Origin of the sequence: Streptomyces sp. UW30 (assembly GCF_008042075.1) — a bacterium.
Lineage (GTDB): Bacteria > Actinomycetota > Actinomycetes > Streptomycetales > Streptomycetaceae > Streptomyces.
In genome coordinates this window covers 18,053-34,218 of sequence record NZ_RDBN01000017.1, presented here as the reverse complement: position 1 = coordinate 34,218, position 16,166 = coordinate 18,053, and the positions used below count along the sequence as shown (strand labels likewise).

The following is a 16,166-nucleotide window of genomic DNA, read 5'->3' as shown; positions in this document are numbered from 1 at the left end:
TGACGCGACGCGCCCCGGACACTCCGACGACGCCCTACGAAGTATCTCCGCCTGCATACCCAATTGCCGGGAGCCGCCCCAGTCGCGCTCCGGAAACAGCTCATGCGGGYCGAGGAWWTCCTCGACCCGCATGAGCTGGAAAGAATCTGTGTCCGAGGGGGGACTTGAACCCCCACGCCCGATAAAGGGCACTAGCACCTCAAGCTAGCGCGTCTGCCATTCCGCCACCCGGACTAGGTGTCTGCCGCCTTGCCGGGGGTGTTCCCGTCGGCGACCTGGACAACAATACCAAGCTTTCGGAGTGCCTTTCACCTGCGTTTCCTTCCGCATGGCGGGGGTACGGGACCTCGCGCTCCGATGCACCTAGGGTCCGAACCATGAGTGACTCGCTGGTTACGCAGAGCCCTCCCGCAGGCCGTCGACCGCGTGTGCTGTCGCCCCTCAGGGAGCATCTGCGGGACACATTCTGGTTCGCCCCGACCGCCGCGATGGTGGGTGTCTTCGTGGTCTGGTTGGCGGCGCAGGCGCTCGACACGGCCATCGTGGACGCGCTGCGGGAGGACGGCGACTACGAGACGCTCGACGAGTTGCTGCGGTTCGCGCAGGACGCGAAGGCCGTGGTGAGCGCCGTCGGGTCGGCGATGATGACCTTCATCGGCGTGGTCTTCAGCATCTCACTGGTGGCTGTGCAGATGGCGAGCGGGCAATTCACCCCGCGTGTGGTGCGGCTCTTCGTCCGCAGCCGGATCACCAAGGCGACCTTCGCGGTCTTCCTGGCCACCTTCGTGCTGACCCTGCTGGTGCTGACCGCCTTCGACACCGCCGACGACCCGCGGGACGTGACGACGCTGCCCCTGGTGCAGTCGATCCTCACGCTCTGCATGGTCGCACTGAGCCTCCTGCTCTTCGTGCTGTACGTGAACACCACCCTGCGGCTGATGCGGATCAGCCACGTGATCGCGCGGATCGCCAAGGAGTCCTTCCGGGCAATCGCTTCGATGCCCCCGCCCACGGGCGGACCGGCCTCGCCCGAACTGGGCCCCACGACGGCGTGGGTGCCGCACGAGGGCCGGGCGGGGGTGTTGCGGGACGTGCACATCGCACGGCTGGTGCGGGTGGCCCGCAGACACGACGTCGTGCTGCGGCTGATCCCGCGGATCGGGGACTTCGTGGTGCCCGGCACGCCCCTGCTCGCGGTCCACGGCGGGGCGGCCCCGCCGCTCGGCGCATTGTGCTACACCACTTACGTCGGGGTGGAGCGGACCTACCACCAGGATCTCGGTTTCGGGCTGCGGCAGTTGTGCGACATCGCGCTGCGTGCCCTGTCGCCCGCGATCAACGATCCGACGACGGCCGTGCAGGCGCTGGACCGCGTCGTGCAGTTCCTGGCGGCGCTGACCCGGCAACCGCTGGACGTCGCACTGCACCGGGACCGGGGCGGGGCCGTGAGGCTGGTGCAGTCCGTGCCGGGGTGGACCGAGCTGGTGGATCTCGGGTTCACCGAGGTGCGCGGGTGTGCGCTCGGGAGCCCGCAGGTGTCACGCCGCATGCTGGCCGGTCTGGACGACCTGCTGTTGCTCGCGCATCCGGATCGGCGCGAGCCGCTGCTGCGGCACCGCGAACTGCTCCAGCAGGCGGTCGACGAGTCCGCCCCGAACGCGACGGACCGCGCGTTCGCGCTGCGCCCGGACCGGCAGGGCATCGGCTGACCGGTTCGCCGGCCGGCCGATGCCCCGGCGGTCTCTGCTCACGGAAGAAGCTGGTACTCCGGGAAGTTCCCGGGCAGCCTCTCCCCCGCCGGCCCCTGCGTCACCGCGCGCACCAGCAGCTCGCCGCCGACGAACGCCCCGCGCCAGGACGCGCCGAACCCGCCGAACAACTCGTCGCGGTCGCCGCGTGAGCGCGGTTTGCCGTGGCCGACCTTGAACGCGCGGATCTGCGGGGCGAGCCGCTCGTATGTCGCCCGGTCGTCCGTGGACAGCGTGGCGACCAGGGCGCCGTTCGAGGCGTTCATGGCCGCCAGCAGCTCCGCCTCCGTGTCGACCAGGACGATCGTGTCGACCGGGCCGAACGGCTCCGCGTGGTGGAGCGGGGAGGAGGGGGGTGGGTTCAGCAGCGTGACCGGCTGGACATAGGCCGAGGTGTCCTGGCCGGGCAGGAAGTGGGCGTCGGACGGGTTGCCGCGGTGCAGTGGTACGGCGCCGCGGTCGATGGCCTCGGCGACCTGGTCGCCCAGCTCCTTGGCCTTGGCCGCGTTGATCACCGGCCCGAAGTCCAGCTGCGGATACGGGTCGTCCGGCTGCTCGACCGCCAGGGGGTGGCCGACCGTGAGCGTGCGCACCGCCGGGAGGTACGCCGCCAGGAACTCGTCGAACAGCTCACGCTGGACGACGAAGCGCGGGTACGCCGTGCAGCGTTGTTTGCCGTAGTCGAAGAGCTTGGGGATGACCGCGGTGAGCGCGTCCCAGTCCGTGTGGTTCCAGATGCCCCAGGTGTTCAGTCCCTCCTGTTCGAGTACGTGTCGTTTGCCGAGGTCGGCGACGGCCGTGGCCACTGCGGCGCCGGTGTCGCGGCCGCCGACGAAGGAGACGCAGCCGATCTCGGGCGCCCGCACCAGCGCCTGGGACAGCTCGCCTCCGCTGCCGCTGACGAGGGTGACGGGAATTCCCTCGCGGGCGGCGAGCGCGCAGGCCAGGGTCAGACAGGCGACACCGCCATCGGTCGGGGTCTTGGCGATGACCGCGTTGCCTGCCAATGCCTGTACCAACACTGCGTGAACGAGCACGCTCATCGGGTAGTTCCAGCTGGCGATGTTGGAAACCGGGCCGTTGAGTGGGGCCCGGCCGGCGACCATCGGCTCGATGCCGTCGACGTACCAGCGCACGCCGTCGATGGCCCGGTCGACGTCCGCCCGGGCGAGCCGCCAGGGCTTGCCGATCTCCCAGACGAGGAGCAGGGCGAGCAGGTCCCGGTGCTGGGTCAGGGCGTCGAGGGTAGCCGCGACGCGGGCCCGGCGTTCGTCCAGCGGGATGTGCCGCCACGCGCGGTGCTGGTCGAGCGAGGCGCGTACGGCCTGGTGGGCGGTTTCCCGGTCCAGGCGCGGCGGGCCGGCGATCGGGCGCCCGTCGACGGGGCTGGTGGCGGGCAGGGCGCGACCGTCGGCCTGCCAGGTGGAGTTCCAGAGGTTGAGGACACGGTCGTCGCGGAAGGCCTCCGGGGCGACGGTGAGGCAGCGTTGCCAGGCGTCGGTCCAGGAGGTGTCGGATTTGAGGGTGAGGGTGGTTGCCATTCGGTTCTCCGCTCTCGGTGCACATTCGGGGGCGGTCGTACATGGCTACGGCGGACGCTAGCGGGGCACGGAAACTCCGGTAAGCGACCTCGCGTCAACTATGAGTGGCGTCACGCGTCCACGCCGAGGCGCTCCAGCACCAGGCGCGCGGTCTCGGTGGGCGTGCTGCCGACCCCCACCCCCACCGCTTCCAGCGCCTCCTTCTTCGCCGCGGCCGTACCGGAGGAGCCGGACACGATCGCGCCCGCGTGCCCCATGGTTTTGCCCTCGGGTGCGGTGAAGCCGGCGATGTAGCCGACGACCGGCTTGGTGACGTGGTCGCGGATGTAGGCGGCCGCGCGTTCCTCGGCGTCGCCGCCGATCTCGCCGATGAGGACGATGAGCTCGGTGTCGGGGTCGTCCTGGAAGGCGGCCAGGCAGTCGATGTGGGTCGTGCCGACGACCGGGTCGCCGCCGATGCCGACGCAGGTGGAGAACCCGATGTCGCGCAGTTCGTACATCAGTTGGTAGGTGAGCGTGCCGGACTTGGAGACCAGGCCGATACGGCCGGGCTTGGTGATGTCGGCCGGGATGATGCCCGCGTTGGACTGGCCGGGGGTGATCAGGCCGGGGCAATTGGGGCCGATGATGCGGGTGCCCTTGGCCTTCGCGTACGAGGTGAAGGCGACCGAGTCGTGGACCGGGATGCCCTCCGTGATCACGACGGCGAGTCCGATGCCGGCGTCGGCGGCTTCGACGACGGCCGCCTTGGTGAAGGCGGGCGGCACGAAGACGACGGTCACGTCGGCTCCGGTGGCGCGCATGCCGTCGGCGACCGAGCCGAAGACGGGGACAGCGCGGTCGTCGAAGTCGACGCTCTGGCCCGCCTTGCGCGGGTTGACGCCGCCGACGACGTTCGTGCCGGCGGCGAGCATGCGCCGGGTGTGCTTCATGCCCTCGCCGCCGGTCATGCCCTGGACGAGGACCTTGCTCTCCTTGGTGAGGTAGATGGCCATGTCGTCATGTCTCCTCAGGCTGTGGCGGCGGCGAGTTGGGCGGCGCGCTGCGCGGCGCCGTCCATGGTGGTGGCCTGCTGGACCAGGGGGTGGGCGCGTCCGTCGAGGATGGCGCGGCCACGGGCGGCGTTGTTGCCGTCGAGGCGTACGACGAGCGGCTTGGTCAACTGGACGGAGTCCAGGGCCTGCACGATGCCGTCGGCGACCGCGTCGCACGCGGTGATCCCGCCGAAGACGTTGACGAAGACCGACTTCACGGCCGGGTCGGAGAGGATGACGGAGAGCCCGTCGGCCATGATCTGGGCCGATGCGCCGCCGCCGATGTCGAGGAAGTTGGCGGGGCGGGCGCCGCAGCCCGCGACGACGTCGAGGGTGGACATGACCAGCCCGGCGCCGTTGCCGATGATGCCGACCTCGCCGTCGAGCTTGACGTAGTTGAGGCCCTTGGCCGCGGCCGCCGCCTCCAGCGCGTCGTCGTGCTCGACGCCGTCGGCGCCCCAGCGTGCCTGGCGGAAGCGGGCGTTGTCGTCGAGGGTGACCTTGCCGTCGAGGGCGAGGATCTGTCCCTGCCCGGTGCGTACGAGCGGGTTGACCTCGACGAGGAGGGCGTCCTCGCGGACCAGTACCTCCCACAGCCGCACGAGCACGWCGACGGTCTGGGGTGGCAGGCCGGCCGCCGCGGCGATCTCGCCCGCCTTCGCCGAGGTCACGCCCTCGGCCGGGTCGATCGGGATGCGGGCCACGGCCTCGGGCCGGGTGGCGGCGACCTCCTCGATCTCCATGCCGCCCTCGGCTGAGGCGATGGCGAGGAAGCCGCCGGCTGCGCGGTCGAGTACGTAGGACACGTAGAACTCGGTCTCGATGTCGACGGGTTGGGCCAGCATCACCTTGCCGACCGTGTGGCCCTTGATGTCCATGCCGAGGATCTGGCGGGCCGTGATCTCGGCGGCGGCCGGATCCGCGGCGACCTTCACACCGCCGGCCTTGCCCCGGCCACCCGTCTTCACCTGCGCCTTGACCACGACCCGGCCGCCGAGCCGGCGTGCGATCCCGCGGGCTTCCTTGGGTGAGTCCGTCACCTCCGCCCGTGGCACCAAGATGCCGTGTTCTTCGAAAAGTTCCCTTGCCTGGTGTTCGTACAGGTCCATTCCGGCTCCTGACTCAAAAGTGCCGCACGCCCCCTGGACACCACCCACCGGATGCGGGATAACAAGGTTCATACAGTATTCGTCGACTGTATGCAATGTACCGCGAGAGCCGTTCCACCCCCCTACGAAGGGACAGGACTTCGCCATGCCCGACGACACCCAGGACGTCATTTCCGGTGGTCATCTCGTTGCCAAGGCGCTGAAGGCCGAGGGGGTCGACCGCATCTACACCTTGTGCGGCGGCCACATCATCGACATCTACGACGGCTGCGTCGACGAGGGCATCGAGGTCGTCGACGTCCGTCACGAGCAGGTCGCCGCACACGCCGCCGACGGTTACGCCCGCATCACCGGCAAGCCCGGCTGCGCGGTCGTCACCGCGGGTCCCGGCACCACCGACGCCGTCACCGGCGTCGCGAACGCCTTCCGCGCCGAGTCACCGATGCTGCTCATCGGCGGCCAGGGCGCCCTCACCCAGCACAAGATGGGGTCCCTCCAGGACCTGCCGCACGTCGACATGATGACGCCGATCACCAAGTTCGCGGCGGCCGTGCCGGACACGGCACGCGCGGCGGACATGGTGTCCATGGCGTTTCGCGAGTGCTACCACGGCGCTCCCGGGCCCTCCTTCCTGGAGATCCCGCGCGACGTCCTCGACGCCAAGGTGCCGGTGAGCAAGGCGCGTGTGCCGAAGGAGGGCGCCTACCGTGCCTCCACCCGCTCGGCCGGCGACCCCGAGGCCATCGAGAAGCTCGCCGACCTGCTGGTCCACGCCGAGAAGCCGGCCATTCTGCTCGGCAGCCAGGTATGGACGACGCGCGGCACCGAGGCGGCCATCGACCTCGTGCGCACCCTCAACATCCCGGCCTACATGAACGGGGCCGGCCGCGGCACCCTCCCGCCCGGCGACCCGCACCACTTCCAGCTGTCACGGCGGTACGCCTTCTCCAACGCCGACGTCATCGTCATCGTCGGCACGCCCTTCGACTTCCGCATGGGCTACGGCAAGCGGCTGTCCCCGGACGCGACCGTCGTGCAGATCGACCTCGACTACCGCACCGTCGGCAAGAACCGCGACATCGACCTCGGCATCGTGGGCGACGCCGGACTGGTGCTGAAGTCGGTCACCGAGGCCGCTTCCGGACGCGTCAACGGAGGCGCGTCCAAGCGCAAGGAGTGGCTCGACGAGCTGCGCGCGGCCGAGCAGACCGCCCTGGAGAAGCGGCTGCCGAGCCTGAAGTCGGACGCCTCACCGATCCATCCGTACCGGCTGGTCAGCGAGATCAACGACTTCCTCACCGAGGACTCGATCTACATCGGCGACGGCGGCGACATCGTCACCTTCTCCGGTCAGGTCGTGCAGCCCAAGTCGCCCGGCCACTGGATGGACCCGGGTCCGCTGGGCACGCTCGGCGTCGGGGTGCCGTTCGTGCTCGCGGCCAAGCAGGCGCGGCCCGACAAGGAGGTCGTCGCACTCTTCGGCGACGGCGCGTTCTCCCTCACCGGCTGGGACTTCGAAACCCTCGTCCGCTACAACCTCCCCTTCGTCGGCATCGTCGGCAACAACTCCTCCATGAACCAGATCCGCTACGGCCAGGCCCAGAAGTACGGCCTGGAGCGTGAGCGGGTCGGCAACACGCTCGGCGACGTCCACTACGACAAGTTCGCGCAGATGCTGGGCGGTTACGGCGAGGAGGTCCGTGACCCCGCCGACATCGGCCCCGCGCTGCGGCGCGCCCGCGAGTCCGGGAAGCCGTCGCTGATCAACGTCTGGGTCGACCCGGACGCGTACGCCCCCGGAACCATGAACCAGACCATGTACAAGTGAGGTGGCCTCCATGACCGGCACGCCTACCAAGGCCCTCGAAGGCATCCGCGTCCTGGACATGACCCACGTCCAGTCCGGGCCCTCCGCGACCCAGCTGCTCGCCTGGCTCGGCGCGGACGTCGTCAAGCTGGAGGCGCCGACCGGAGACATCACGCGCAAGCAGTTGCGTGACCTCCCGGACGTCGACTCCCTCTACTTCACGATGCTCAACTGCAACAAGCGGAGCATCACTCTCAACACCAAGACCGAGCGCGGCAAGGAGATCCTCACCGAGCTGATCCGGCGCTCCGACGTCATGGTCGAGAACTTCGGACCGGGCGCGGTCGACCGGATGGGCTTCACCTGGGACCGCATCCAGGAGATCAATCCGCGTATCGTCTACGCCTCCATCAAGGGGTTCGGCGAAGGCCCGTACACCAACTTCAAGGCGTACGAGGTCGTCGCGCAGGCCATGGGCGGGTCGATGTCGACCACCGGTTTCGAGGACGGGCCGCCGCTGGCGACCGGAGCCCAGATCGGGGACTCGGGGACGGGTGTGCACGCCGTCGCGGGGATTCTCGCGGCGCTGTTCCAGCGCGAGAACACCGGGCGTGGGCAGCGGGTCAACGTGGCCATGCAGCACGCTGTACTCAACCTGTGCCGGGTGAAGCTGAGGGATCAGCAACGCCTGGCACATGGGCCGCTCGCTGAATATCCGAACGAGGACTTCGGCACGGAAGTTCCCCGCTCGGGAAACGCGTCCGGCGGCGGTCAGCCAGGCTGGGCGGTCAAGTGCGCGCCGGGCGGCCCGAACGACTACGTGTACGTCATCGTGCAGCCCGTCGGCTGGCAGCCCCTCAGTGAGCTCATCGGCCGGCCCGAACTCGCAGGTGACCCCGAGTGGGCGACGCCGGAGGCCCGGCTGCCCAAGCTCAGCAAGATGTTCCAGCTGATCGAGGAGTGGTCCTCGACCCTGCCCAAGTGGGAGGTGCTGGAGAAGCTCAACGCCCACAACATCCCGTGCGGGCCGATCCTGTCGACGAAGGAGATCATCGAGGACGCCTCGCTGGTCGACAACGAGATGGTCGTCACCGTGCCGCACCCCGAGCGGGGCGAGTTCGTGACCGTGGGCAGCCCGCTGAAGCTCTCCGACTCCCCCGTCGAGGTGAGCAGTTCGCCGCTGCTCGGACAGCACAACGCAGAGGTCTACATCGGCGAGCTCGGCCTCGGTGACGAGGAGCTGCGCCTGCTCAAGTCGAACGGAGTGATCTGACGTGATGGCCGAAGACCGCGAGCTCAGGGTGCGGACGCTTCTCGACTCCGTGCGGGCCGAGGGACGTACCGCGCTGACCGCGCCCGAGGGCAAGGTGATCGCCGACGCGTACGGGATCGCCGTACCGGGCGAGGAGCTCGCGACGGATGTCGACGAGGCGGTGGCGTACGCCGCTCGCTTCGGCGGGCCCGTGGTGATGAAGATCGTCTCGCCGGACATCCTCCACAAGACCGACGCGGGCGGCGTGATCGTCGGCGTCGAGGGCGCGACGGACGTACGGGCGGCGTTCCACAAGATCGTCGACAACGCGCGCGCGTACAACGCGGACGCCCGCATCGAGGGCGTGCAGGTGCAGGAGCTGCTCCCGCAGGGGCAGGAGGTCATCGTCGGCGCGGTCACCGACCCGACGTTCGGGAAGGTGGTCGCCTTCGGGCTCGGCGGAGTGCTCGTCGAGGTCCTCAAGGACGTCACCTTCCGGCTCGCGCCCGTGTCCGCCGACGAGGCGCTGTCCATGCTGGACTCGATCCGGGCGGCGGAGATCCTGCGCGGCGTGCGCGGCCAGGCGGCCGTGGACCGGTGGGCCGTCGCCGAGCAGATCCGCCGCGTGTCGCAACTGGTCGCGGACTTCCCGCAGATCGCCGAGGTGGACCTCAACCCGGTGATCGCCACCGCCGAGGGCGCGGTCGCCGCCGACATCCGCGTGATCCTCTCCGAGGCCCCGGCCAAGCCCAGGCGCCGCTACACGCGCGAGGAGATCCTCACCTCCATGCGCCGCCTGATGCAGCCGTCGTCGGTCGCCGTCATCGGCGCTTCCAACGAGCAGGGCAAGATCGGCAATTCGGTCATGCGCAACCTCATCGACGGTGGTTTCGCCGGGGACATCCACCCGGTGAACCCCAAGGCCGATGACATTCTGGGCCGCARGGCGTACAAGAGTGTCACGGACGTTCCCGGTGAGGTGGATGTGGCGGTCTTCGCTATCCCCGCCAAGTTCGTGGCCTCGGCCCTGGAGGAGGTGGGACGCAAGGGGATCCCCAACGCCGTACTGATCCCCTCGGGGTTCGCGGAGACCGGTGAGCACGAGCTCCAGGACGAGATCGTGGACATCGCCGAGCGGCACGGCATCCGGCTGCTGGGACCGAACATCTACGGCTACTACTCGACGTGGCAGGACCTGTGCGCCACGTTCTGCACGCCGTACGACGTCAAGGGCGGGGTGGCACTGACCTCGCAGTCCGGCGGCATCGGGATGGCCATCCTGGGCTTCGCGCGGACCACGAAGACGGGCGTGTCGGCGATCGTGGGCCTCGGCAACAAGTCCGACCTGGACGAGGACGACCTGCTGACCTGGTTCGGGGAGGACCCGCACACCGAGTGCATCGCGATGCACCTGGAGGACCTCAAGGACGGGCGCGCCTTCGTCGAGGCCGCGCAGGCGACCGTACCGAAGAAGCCGGTCGTGGTCCTCAAGGCGGGGCGTACGGCCGCGGGCGCCAAGGCCGCCGGCTCGCACACCGGAGCCCTCGCCGGCGACGACGCCGTGTACGAGGACATCCTGAAGCAGGCCGGTGTCATCCGCGCGCCCGGGCTGAACGACATGCTGGAGTACGCGCGCGGGTTGCCGGTACTGCCCGCCCCCAAGGGCGACAACGTCGTGATCATCACGGGGGCCGGCGGCAGCGGCGTACTGCTGTCGGACGCCGTCACCGACAACGGCCTGTCTCTGATGGAGATCCCGCCGGACCTGGACGAGGCCTTCCGGAAGTTCATCCCGCCCTTCGGGGCCGCGGGCAACCCGGTGGACATCACGGGCGGCGAGCCGCCGTCGACGTACGAGGCGACGATCCGGCTCGGCCTGGAGGATCCGCGCATCCACGCGCTGGTCCTGGGCTACTGGCACACGATCGTCACTCCTCCGATGGTCTTCGCGGAGCTCACCGCGCGCGTGGTCGCCGAATTCCGGGAGCGCGGCATAGAGAAGCCTGTCGTCGCCTCGCTCGCGGGTGACGTGGAGGTCGAGGAGGCCTGCCAGTACCTGTACGAGCGGGGGGTCGTGGCGTACCCGTACACGACCGAGAAGCCGGTGGCCGTGCTGGGCGCCAAGTACCGCTGGGCGCGCGCGGCGGGACTGTTGGGGGGCGGTTCATGAGGTGAGGCAGCGGGGGGCCGGCCGACGGTGCGCGTCGGCCGGCCCCAGGACCCGCGCGCGCACGAAAGGCATTGGACAGGGGGCGCTGGCCAGAACTTTCGACGCAAGGGGTGCAATCAACGTGACTACTACTGACGTTACGCGAGTCGCCGCCTATCGGGAGGTGACCGACAAGAACGGACGCGTCTACCGCGTCGGCGAGTCCGACATCGACATCATGGGGCGCAAACGCAAGTGGATGGTGATCCTGCCCTGGGTCGGCATGATGGGCATCTCCTCCGCCGAGTACGCGTTCGCGTCCGCCGAGGACACGCTCCACACCGCGCACCACTGGGCCAGTGCGCACATCTTCTGGATGATGACGGTCTGGGTGTTCTTCCAGGCGGCGGTGGCCTTCCCCGCCGGCAAGCTGCGCGAGTCCGGCAAGCTGCCGGCCCGTTTCGCCATGATGCTGGGTGCGGCGGGCACACTACTGGGCTATCTGTCGCTGGCCTACGCACCACATGTCGTCGTCGCCTACATCGGCTTCAGTATGTTCAGCGGCATGGGCGCCGGCATGGGCTACGCCACCTGCGTCAACATGGTCGGCAAGTGGTATCCGGAGCGTAAGGGCGGCAAGACCGGATTCGTCAACGGCGGCTTCGCCTACGGCTCGGTGCCCTTCGTCTTCCTCTTCACCGGCTACATGGACCTGACCAACTTCCGCTGGGTGCTGGTCTCGGTAGGTGTCTTCCTCGCCCTGATGGTGGGGACGGCCGGCTTCTTCTTCAAGGACCCGCCGAAGAACTGGTGGCCCGCGGAGATCGACCCCCTCAACCCTCCCAAGGACCCGCGCGCGGCCCGCTCGATGCGGATGAACCCGCCCGCGGTGCGCCAGTACACCCCCATCGAGGCATGGAGGACCGGCCGGGTTGCCCTGATGTGGTTCTGTCTGGCGTGCACGTCCGGCGTGAACATCTTCGGTATCGCGTTCCAGGTGGACATCGGCGAGGAGGCGGGATTCGCGGGCGGGATCGTGGCCACGGCCATGTCCCTCAAGGCGGTCGTCAACGGCACCGGCCGCGGCGTGATCGGCTGGCTGTCCGACCTCTACGGCCGCAAGCGGTGCCTGCTCGCCGTCTGCGTCATCCTGGGTCTCGCCCAGTACGGCATCCTCTGGTCGGCCGAGAGCAAGCACCTCACCCTGTTCCTGATCTTCTCGGCGATCTCCGGCTTCGGCGGCGGCGCCATCTTCCCGATGTTCGCGGCACTCACCGCCGACTACTTCGGCGAGAACAACAACGCGTCCAACTACGGCATGGTCTACAGCGCCAAGCTCGTCTCAGGTCTGGGCGCGGGCATGGGCGCCGTGGTCGTCAGCGCCTGGGGACACTCCGGTGCCTTCATCCTGGCCGGCTCCATCTCGCTCTTCGCCGGCTGCGTGGCACTGTTCCTCAGCCCACCGGGACGCGACAAGAACACGCGCGGTATCGCCCCCAACCCCCAACCTCTCGGCGAGGACATGGCCTGACATGACGGCAGATCCGTACGCAGCAAAGAGCTCGTCCGCACCATCCGACGCCGCACACCGTCCCTACCGCGAGGTGGCCGACGCGCGAGGTCGCGTCTACCGCATCGGCGAGACCGACCGCGACATCCTCGGCCACTCCCGCAAGATCATGGTGTATCTCCCGTGGATCGCCATGATGGCCATCAGCGTCTTCGAATACGCGTACGGCTCCGCGGAGGACACCCTGTCCCACGCGCACGGCTGGACGCAGAGCAACACCTTCTGGATCCTCAGCGTCTGGGTGTTCTTCCAGGCCGGCATCGCCTTCCCGGCGGGCTGGCTTCGCGAGAAGGGCATCCTGACGGCCCGCACCGCGATGTACATCGGATCCGGCATGTGCCTGCTGGGGTTCCTCTCACTGTCGCACCTGAGCGATGTCCGGCTCGCGATCGTCGGATTCGGTGTCATCGGCGGCATCGGCGCCGGCCTGATCTACGCGACCTGCATCAACATGGTCGGCAAGTGGTTCCCCGAGCGGCGCGGCGCCCGGACCGGGTTCGTCAATGGCGGGTTCGCGTACGGATCGCTGCCGTTCATCTTCATCTTCAACTACGGGTTCGACACCGCGAACTACCACCGGGTGCTGGACCTGATCGGCTGCTACATCATGATCGTCGTCTTCGGATGCGCCTTCTTCTTCAAGGACCCGCCGAAGAACTGGTGGCCCGCGGACATCGATCCGCTCTCGTACGCGGGCAGCCAGAAGAGCGCGGTGAGCATGGCCAAGAACCCTCCGGCGGTGAAGCAGTACACGCCGCGGGAGGCCATCAGGACGGGCATGCTGCCACTGATGTGGCTGTCCGTGGTGCTGACCGCCGGGGTGTCGATCTTCGGCATATCCTTCCAGGTCGACTACGCGAAGGACGTGGGCTTCGGCCCGCTGGTCGCGGCGTCGTCCATGGGTGTGATGGCGGTCATCAACGGCGTCGGCCGCGGTGTCGTGGGCTGGCTGTCGGACCGGTGGGGCCGTAAGTCGACCCTGGTGTTCGTGATCGTCGTGCTGGGTCTCTCCCAGTTCGGGGTGATCTGGGCCGGAGATCTCCGGAGCGAGTGGCTGTTCCTGTTCTTCGCGTTCCTCTCCGGCTTCGGCGGCGGCGCCTTCTACCCGCTCTTCGCGGCGCTCACCCCCGACTACTTCGGGGAGAACTACAACGCGACCAACTACGGCCTCGTCTACAGCGGCAAGCTGGTCAGCGGCCTGTTCGGCGGCGGTCTCGGCTCCATGGTCGTCGCGGCCTGGGGTTACGACGGCGCCTACGCCCTGGCCGGCGGCGTGTCGATCGTGGCGGCGGCGATCGCGTTGCTGCTGCGGCAGCCGGGGAGGACGGCGGTGCCGAGTCCCGCAGGCTGACGAGTACCGCATATGAGGAGGCCCTCCCCGGATCCGGGGAGGGCCTCCTCATGTGAGGTACGGCCGTCAGCACTTCTCCCGCAGCGAGTGCAGGTGCTCGCTCGACCGACGGGCGAACGTGAAGGACTCGGTCGGGTTGTCGTGCTCGGCCTGCCAGTGGTGGGCGGAGCGCTGCCCGCGCAGCCGCGTCACGGCGGAGATGAACTTCTTGTAGTCGATGTCGCCGTCGCCGACGTCGACCATGCGGTAGCCGTACGTGTCGGACGGGTCGCTCACGCCGTCCTTGACGTGGAAGAGCGGGTAACGGTGGGGCTGCTTCAGGACGTAGTCGAGCGGCTCGAAGGGGGCGGGTGAGCCGTCGGGGCGCTTGGAGAAGCGGAACTGGCCCGAGTAGGCCCAGTAGATGTCCATCTCCAGGAAGACGAGGTCGGGGTCGGTCTCGGCGAGCAGCACGTCGTAGAGACGGACCTTGGGGTTGTCGGTGGCGAAGGAGAACTCTTCGGAGTGGTTGTGCTGGTAGAACTTCATGCCGCGCGCCCTGGCCGCCGCGCCGTAGGTGTTGAACTCCTCGGCGGCGCGCTTCCAGGCGTCGACGGTGGAGCCGTAGCGGAACGGTCCGGATGCGGTGCCTATGTGCTTCAGGCCGAGGGCCTGGGCGTCGTCCAGGACCTTGGTGAGGTTCTGGGCGAAGGTGTAGGCGCCCGGGTCGTTGGAGTAGTAGCCGACGTGGCTGCCGATCGGGTTGAGGCCGTGGTTCCTCGCCAGCCGCTTGAGCTGGGCGAGGGTGATCGGGCCGGCCGAGCCCTGGGTGTATCCGGCGAACTCCACCTCGTCGTAGCCGTACTTCTCCAGTTCGGCGAAGACGGGTGCGAAGCCGAGGGTGGAGACCTTGTCGCGCAGGCTGTAGAGCTGGATGCCGAGGCGGCCGGGCGGAAGGACGGGACGGCCGCGACCGGCGCCGTGGGAGGCCGTGCCGGGGGCGGACGCGGCGCCCGGGGCGGCGGTCGCGGGGGCCGTGGCGGCGCCCACCAGAGCGGCGGCCGTGGCGCCCGCCGCGACGCCGAGCATGCCTCGTCTGCTGAGGCGGTGGGTGAGTTCGGGGTCCGTCTGGGAAAAGCGGCTCATGCCTGGAACTCCTTGAGATCGAAGGCCGTTGTCAGTGGTGAGTGCTTCACTGGGGACCAGTCGGAAGAGACGGGCCGGTGGGACCGGCGAGCTGATGCGTGCCGGTCGTGACCGGTCAGCCGAGACCGGCGAGTTGGAGCAGGAGTGACTTCACGTCGGTGGCCGCTACGCGGTCGCCGACAGCGCGGGGGGTGGAGCAGATGAGGAGCGGACCGTCGTCGTCGCTCTCAGGGAGGCGGCCGTGGCTGCCGCGAATAGGTGACGGATCCAGGGGCACGACCGCCATGCGGTAGCGCATGCCGAGTTTCTTGCGGGCGAGCGCGGTCGCGGCCTTGACCTTGACGTACGGGTCGAGGGGATCCATGAAGAGTTCGACCGGGTCGTAGCCGGGTTTGCGGTGGATCTCGACAAGTCGCGCGAAGTCGGGTGCGCGGGCGTCGTCGAGCCAGTAGTAGTACGTGAACCAGGCGTCCGGCTCCGCGACGGCGACGAGTTCGCCGGAGCGCGGATGGTCGAGATGGTGGGCCTTCTTGCCCTCGTCGTCGAGGAGTTGCTCGATGCCGGGCAGTCCGTCGAGCGCTTCTCGGGTCGCGTCGAGATCCTCCGGCCTGCGTACGTAGACGTGGGCGATCTGGTGGTCGGCGACGGCGAAGGCGCGTGACGCCATCGGGTCGAGGTACTCCATGCCGTCCTGGGTGTGCACTTCCAGCAGTCCCGCGCGGCGCAGGGCGCGGTTGATGTCGACGGGGCGGTCCGCCCGGGTGATGCCGTACTCGGAGAGCACCACGACGGTACGGCCCTCCGCTCGGGCGTCGTCCAGGAGCGGGGCCATGGCCGCGTCCAGGTCGGCGGCCGCCTTCAGCGAGCGCGGGTCGTCGGGGCCGAAGCGCTGCAAGTCGTAGTCGAGATGCGGGAGATAACAGAGCGTCAGATCGGGGTGCCGGGTGCGGATGATGTGGCGGGTCGCGTCGATGATCCAGCGGCTGGAGACGAGGTCCGCGCCGGGGCCCCAGAAGTGGAAAAGCGGAAAGGTGCCGAGTTTGTCGGTGAGTTCGTCGTGCAGGGCGGGTGGTCGCGTGTAGCAGTCGGGTTCTTTGCGGCCGTCGGAGTAGTAGATCGGACGGGGGGTGACGGTGATGTCGGTGTCGGCGCCCATGGCGTACCACCAGCAGATATTGGCGACGGTGTAGCCGGGGTGGGCGCGGCGGGCCGCGTCCCAGAGTTTGTCGCCGGCGACCAGGCCGTTGTGCTGGCGCCACAGGAGTACGTCGCCGAGGTCGCGGAAGTACCAGCCGTTGCCGACGATGCCGTGCTCCGAGGGGTGGGCGCCGGTGAGGAACGTCGACTGGGCGGCGCAGGTGACGGCGGGCAGGACGGTACCGAGTGTCGCCCGTGAACCGGACTGGGCGAGCGTCTTGAGGTGGGGCATGTGGTCGAGGAGGCGGGGGGTGAGGCCGACGACGTCGAGGACGAGGAGCGG

The 16,166-nt window shown here is 69.0% G+C and carries 11 protein-coding genes and 1 tRNA gene; 6 read left to right on the top strand and 6 right to left on the bottom strand.

From position 1 onward, the window contains the following. Positions 1-149: 149 nt before the first annotated feature. Positions 150-234, bottom strand: a tRNA-Leu gene (locus tag EAO75_RS09375). Between the two features lie 143 nt (positions 235-377). On the opposite strand from EAO75_RS09375, the gene EAO75_RS09370 reads away from it, so the two are divergent. Further along, positions 378-1,709 (top strand): DUF2254 domain-containing protein, encoded by a 1,332-nt coding sequence (locus tag EAO75_RS09370; protein ID WP_147994596.1) that lies wholly within the window; start codon positions 378-380, stop codon positions 1,707-1,709. A 38-nt stretch (positions 1,710-1,747) separates the two neighbouring features. On the opposite strand, the gene EAO75_RS09365 is transcribed toward EAO75_RS09370, so the two are convergent. The 3 genes from EAO75_RS09365 to sucC all read right to left on the bottom strand — a co-directional run bounded on the left by EAO75_RS09365 (position 1,748) and on the right by sucC (position 5,432). Beyond that, positions 1,748-3,289 (bottom strand): aldehyde dehydrogenase family protein, encoded by a 1,542-nt coding sequence (locus EAO75_RS09365; RefSeq protein WP_147994595.1) that lies wholly within the window; start codon positions 3,287-3,289, stop codon positions 1,748-1,750. Positions 3,290-3,399: 110 nt separating this feature from the next. Then, positions 3,400-4,284 carry a succinate--CoA ligase subunit alpha gene (gene sucD, locus EAO75_RS09360; RefSeq protein WP_147994594.1) on the bottom strand — a complete coding sequence of 295 codons (885 nt, stop codon included), beginning with the start codon at positions 4,282-4,284 and terminating at the stop codon, positions 3,400-3,402. A 14-nt stretch (positions 4,285-4,298) separates the two neighbouring features. Beyond that, entirely contained in the window at positions 4,299-5,432 is a 1,134-nt protein-coding gene (sucC, locus tag EAO75_RS09355; RefSeq protein WP_147994593.1) for an ADP-forming succinate--CoA ligase subunit beta, read from the bottom strand. Positions 5,433-5,577: 145 nt separating this feature from the next. Here sucC and EAO75_RS09350 point away from each other — a divergent pair, with 145 nt between their 5' ends. From EAO75_RS09350 to EAO75_RS09330, 5 genes are all read left to right on the top strand, one after another. Further along, positions 5,578-7,260 (top strand): thiamine pyrophosphate-binding protein, encoded by a 1,683-nt coding sequence (locus EAO75_RS09350; RefSeq protein WP_147994592.1) that lies wholly within the window; start codon positions 5,578-5,580, stop codon positions 7,258-7,260. A 10-nt stretch (positions 7,261-7,270) separates the two neighbouring features. After that, a complete protein-coding gene (gene frc / locus EAO75_RS09345; protein WP_147994591.1) occupies positions 7,271-8,512 on the top strand; it encodes a formyl-CoA transferase in 1,242 nt (413 codons plus the stop codon). A 4-nt stretch (positions 8,513-8,516) separates the two neighbouring features. Beyond that, on the top strand, positions 8,517-10,661 hold the full coding sequence (locus EAO75_RS09340; RefSeq protein WP_147994590.1) for an acetate--CoA ligase family protein: 2,145 nt from the start codon (positions 8,517-8,519) through the stop codon (positions 10,659-10,661). A gap of 121 nt (positions 10,662-10,782) precedes the next feature. Beyond that, a complete protein-coding gene (locus EAO75_RS09335; protein WP_187284364.1) occupies positions 10,783-12,171 on the top strand; it encodes an OFA family MFS transporter in 1,389 nt (462 codons plus the stop codon). A 1-nt stretch (position 12,172) separates the two neighbouring features. Next, on the top strand, positions 12,173-13,561 hold the full coding sequence (locus EAO75_RS09330; protein WP_147994589.1) for an OFA family MFS transporter: 1,389 nt from the start codon (positions 12,173-12,175) through the stop codon (positions 13,559-13,561). A 66-nt stretch (positions 13,562-13,627) separates the two neighbouring features. On the opposite strand, the gene EAO75_RS09325 is transcribed toward EAO75_RS09330, so the two are convergent. Together EAO75_RS09325 and EAO75_RS09320 are read right to left on the bottom strand one after the other, a co-directional pair. Further along, the gene (locus EAO75_RS09325; protein WP_147994588.1) at positions 13,628-14,686 is read right to left on the bottom strand and encodes a sugar phosphate isomerase/epimerase family protein; all 1,059 of its coding nucleotides are present in this window, start codon (positions 14,684-14,686) and stop codon (positions 13,628-13,630) included. 115 nt (positions 14,687-14,801) lie between these two features. Next, positions 14,802-16,166, bottom strand: a 1,365-nt coding sequence (locus tag EAO75_RS09320; RefSeq protein ID WP_147994628.1) for a nucleotide pyrophosphatase/phosphodiesterase family protein, incomplete at its 5' end; no start/stop codon positions are given.

What these genes read in the sequence shown, in the direction of transcription:
- EAO75_RS09325 (WP_147994588.1), bottom strand. Translation starts at nt 14,686, where the DNA reads ATGAGCCGCTTTTCCCAGACGGACCCCGAACTCACCCACCGCCTCAGC.
- sucD (WP_147994594.1), bottom strand. Translation starts at nt 4,284, where the DNA reads ATGGCCATCTACCTCACCAAGGAGAGCAAGGTCCTCGTCCAGGGCATG.
- frc (WP_147994591.1), top strand. Translation starts at nt 7,271, where the DNA reads ATGACCGGCACGCCTACCAAGGCCCTCGAAGGCATCCGCGTCCTGGAC.
- EAO75_RS09330 (WP_147994589.1), top strand. Translation starts at nt 12,173, where the DNA reads ATGACGGCAGATCCGTACGCAGCAAAGAGCTCGTCCGCACCATCCGAC.
- EAO75_RS09370 (WP_147994596.1), top strand. Translation starts at nt 378, where the DNA reads ATGAGTGACTCGCTGGTTACGCAGAGCCCTCCCGCAGGCCGTCGACCG.
- EAO75_RS09350 (WP_147994592.1), top strand. Translation starts at nt 5,578, where the DNA reads ATGCCCGACGACACCCAGGACGTCATTTCCGGTGGTCATCTCGTTGCC.
- EAO75_RS09365 (WP_147994595.1), bottom strand. Translation starts at nt 3,289, where the DNA reads ATGGCAACCACCCTCACCCTCAAATCCGACACCTCCTGGACCGACGCC.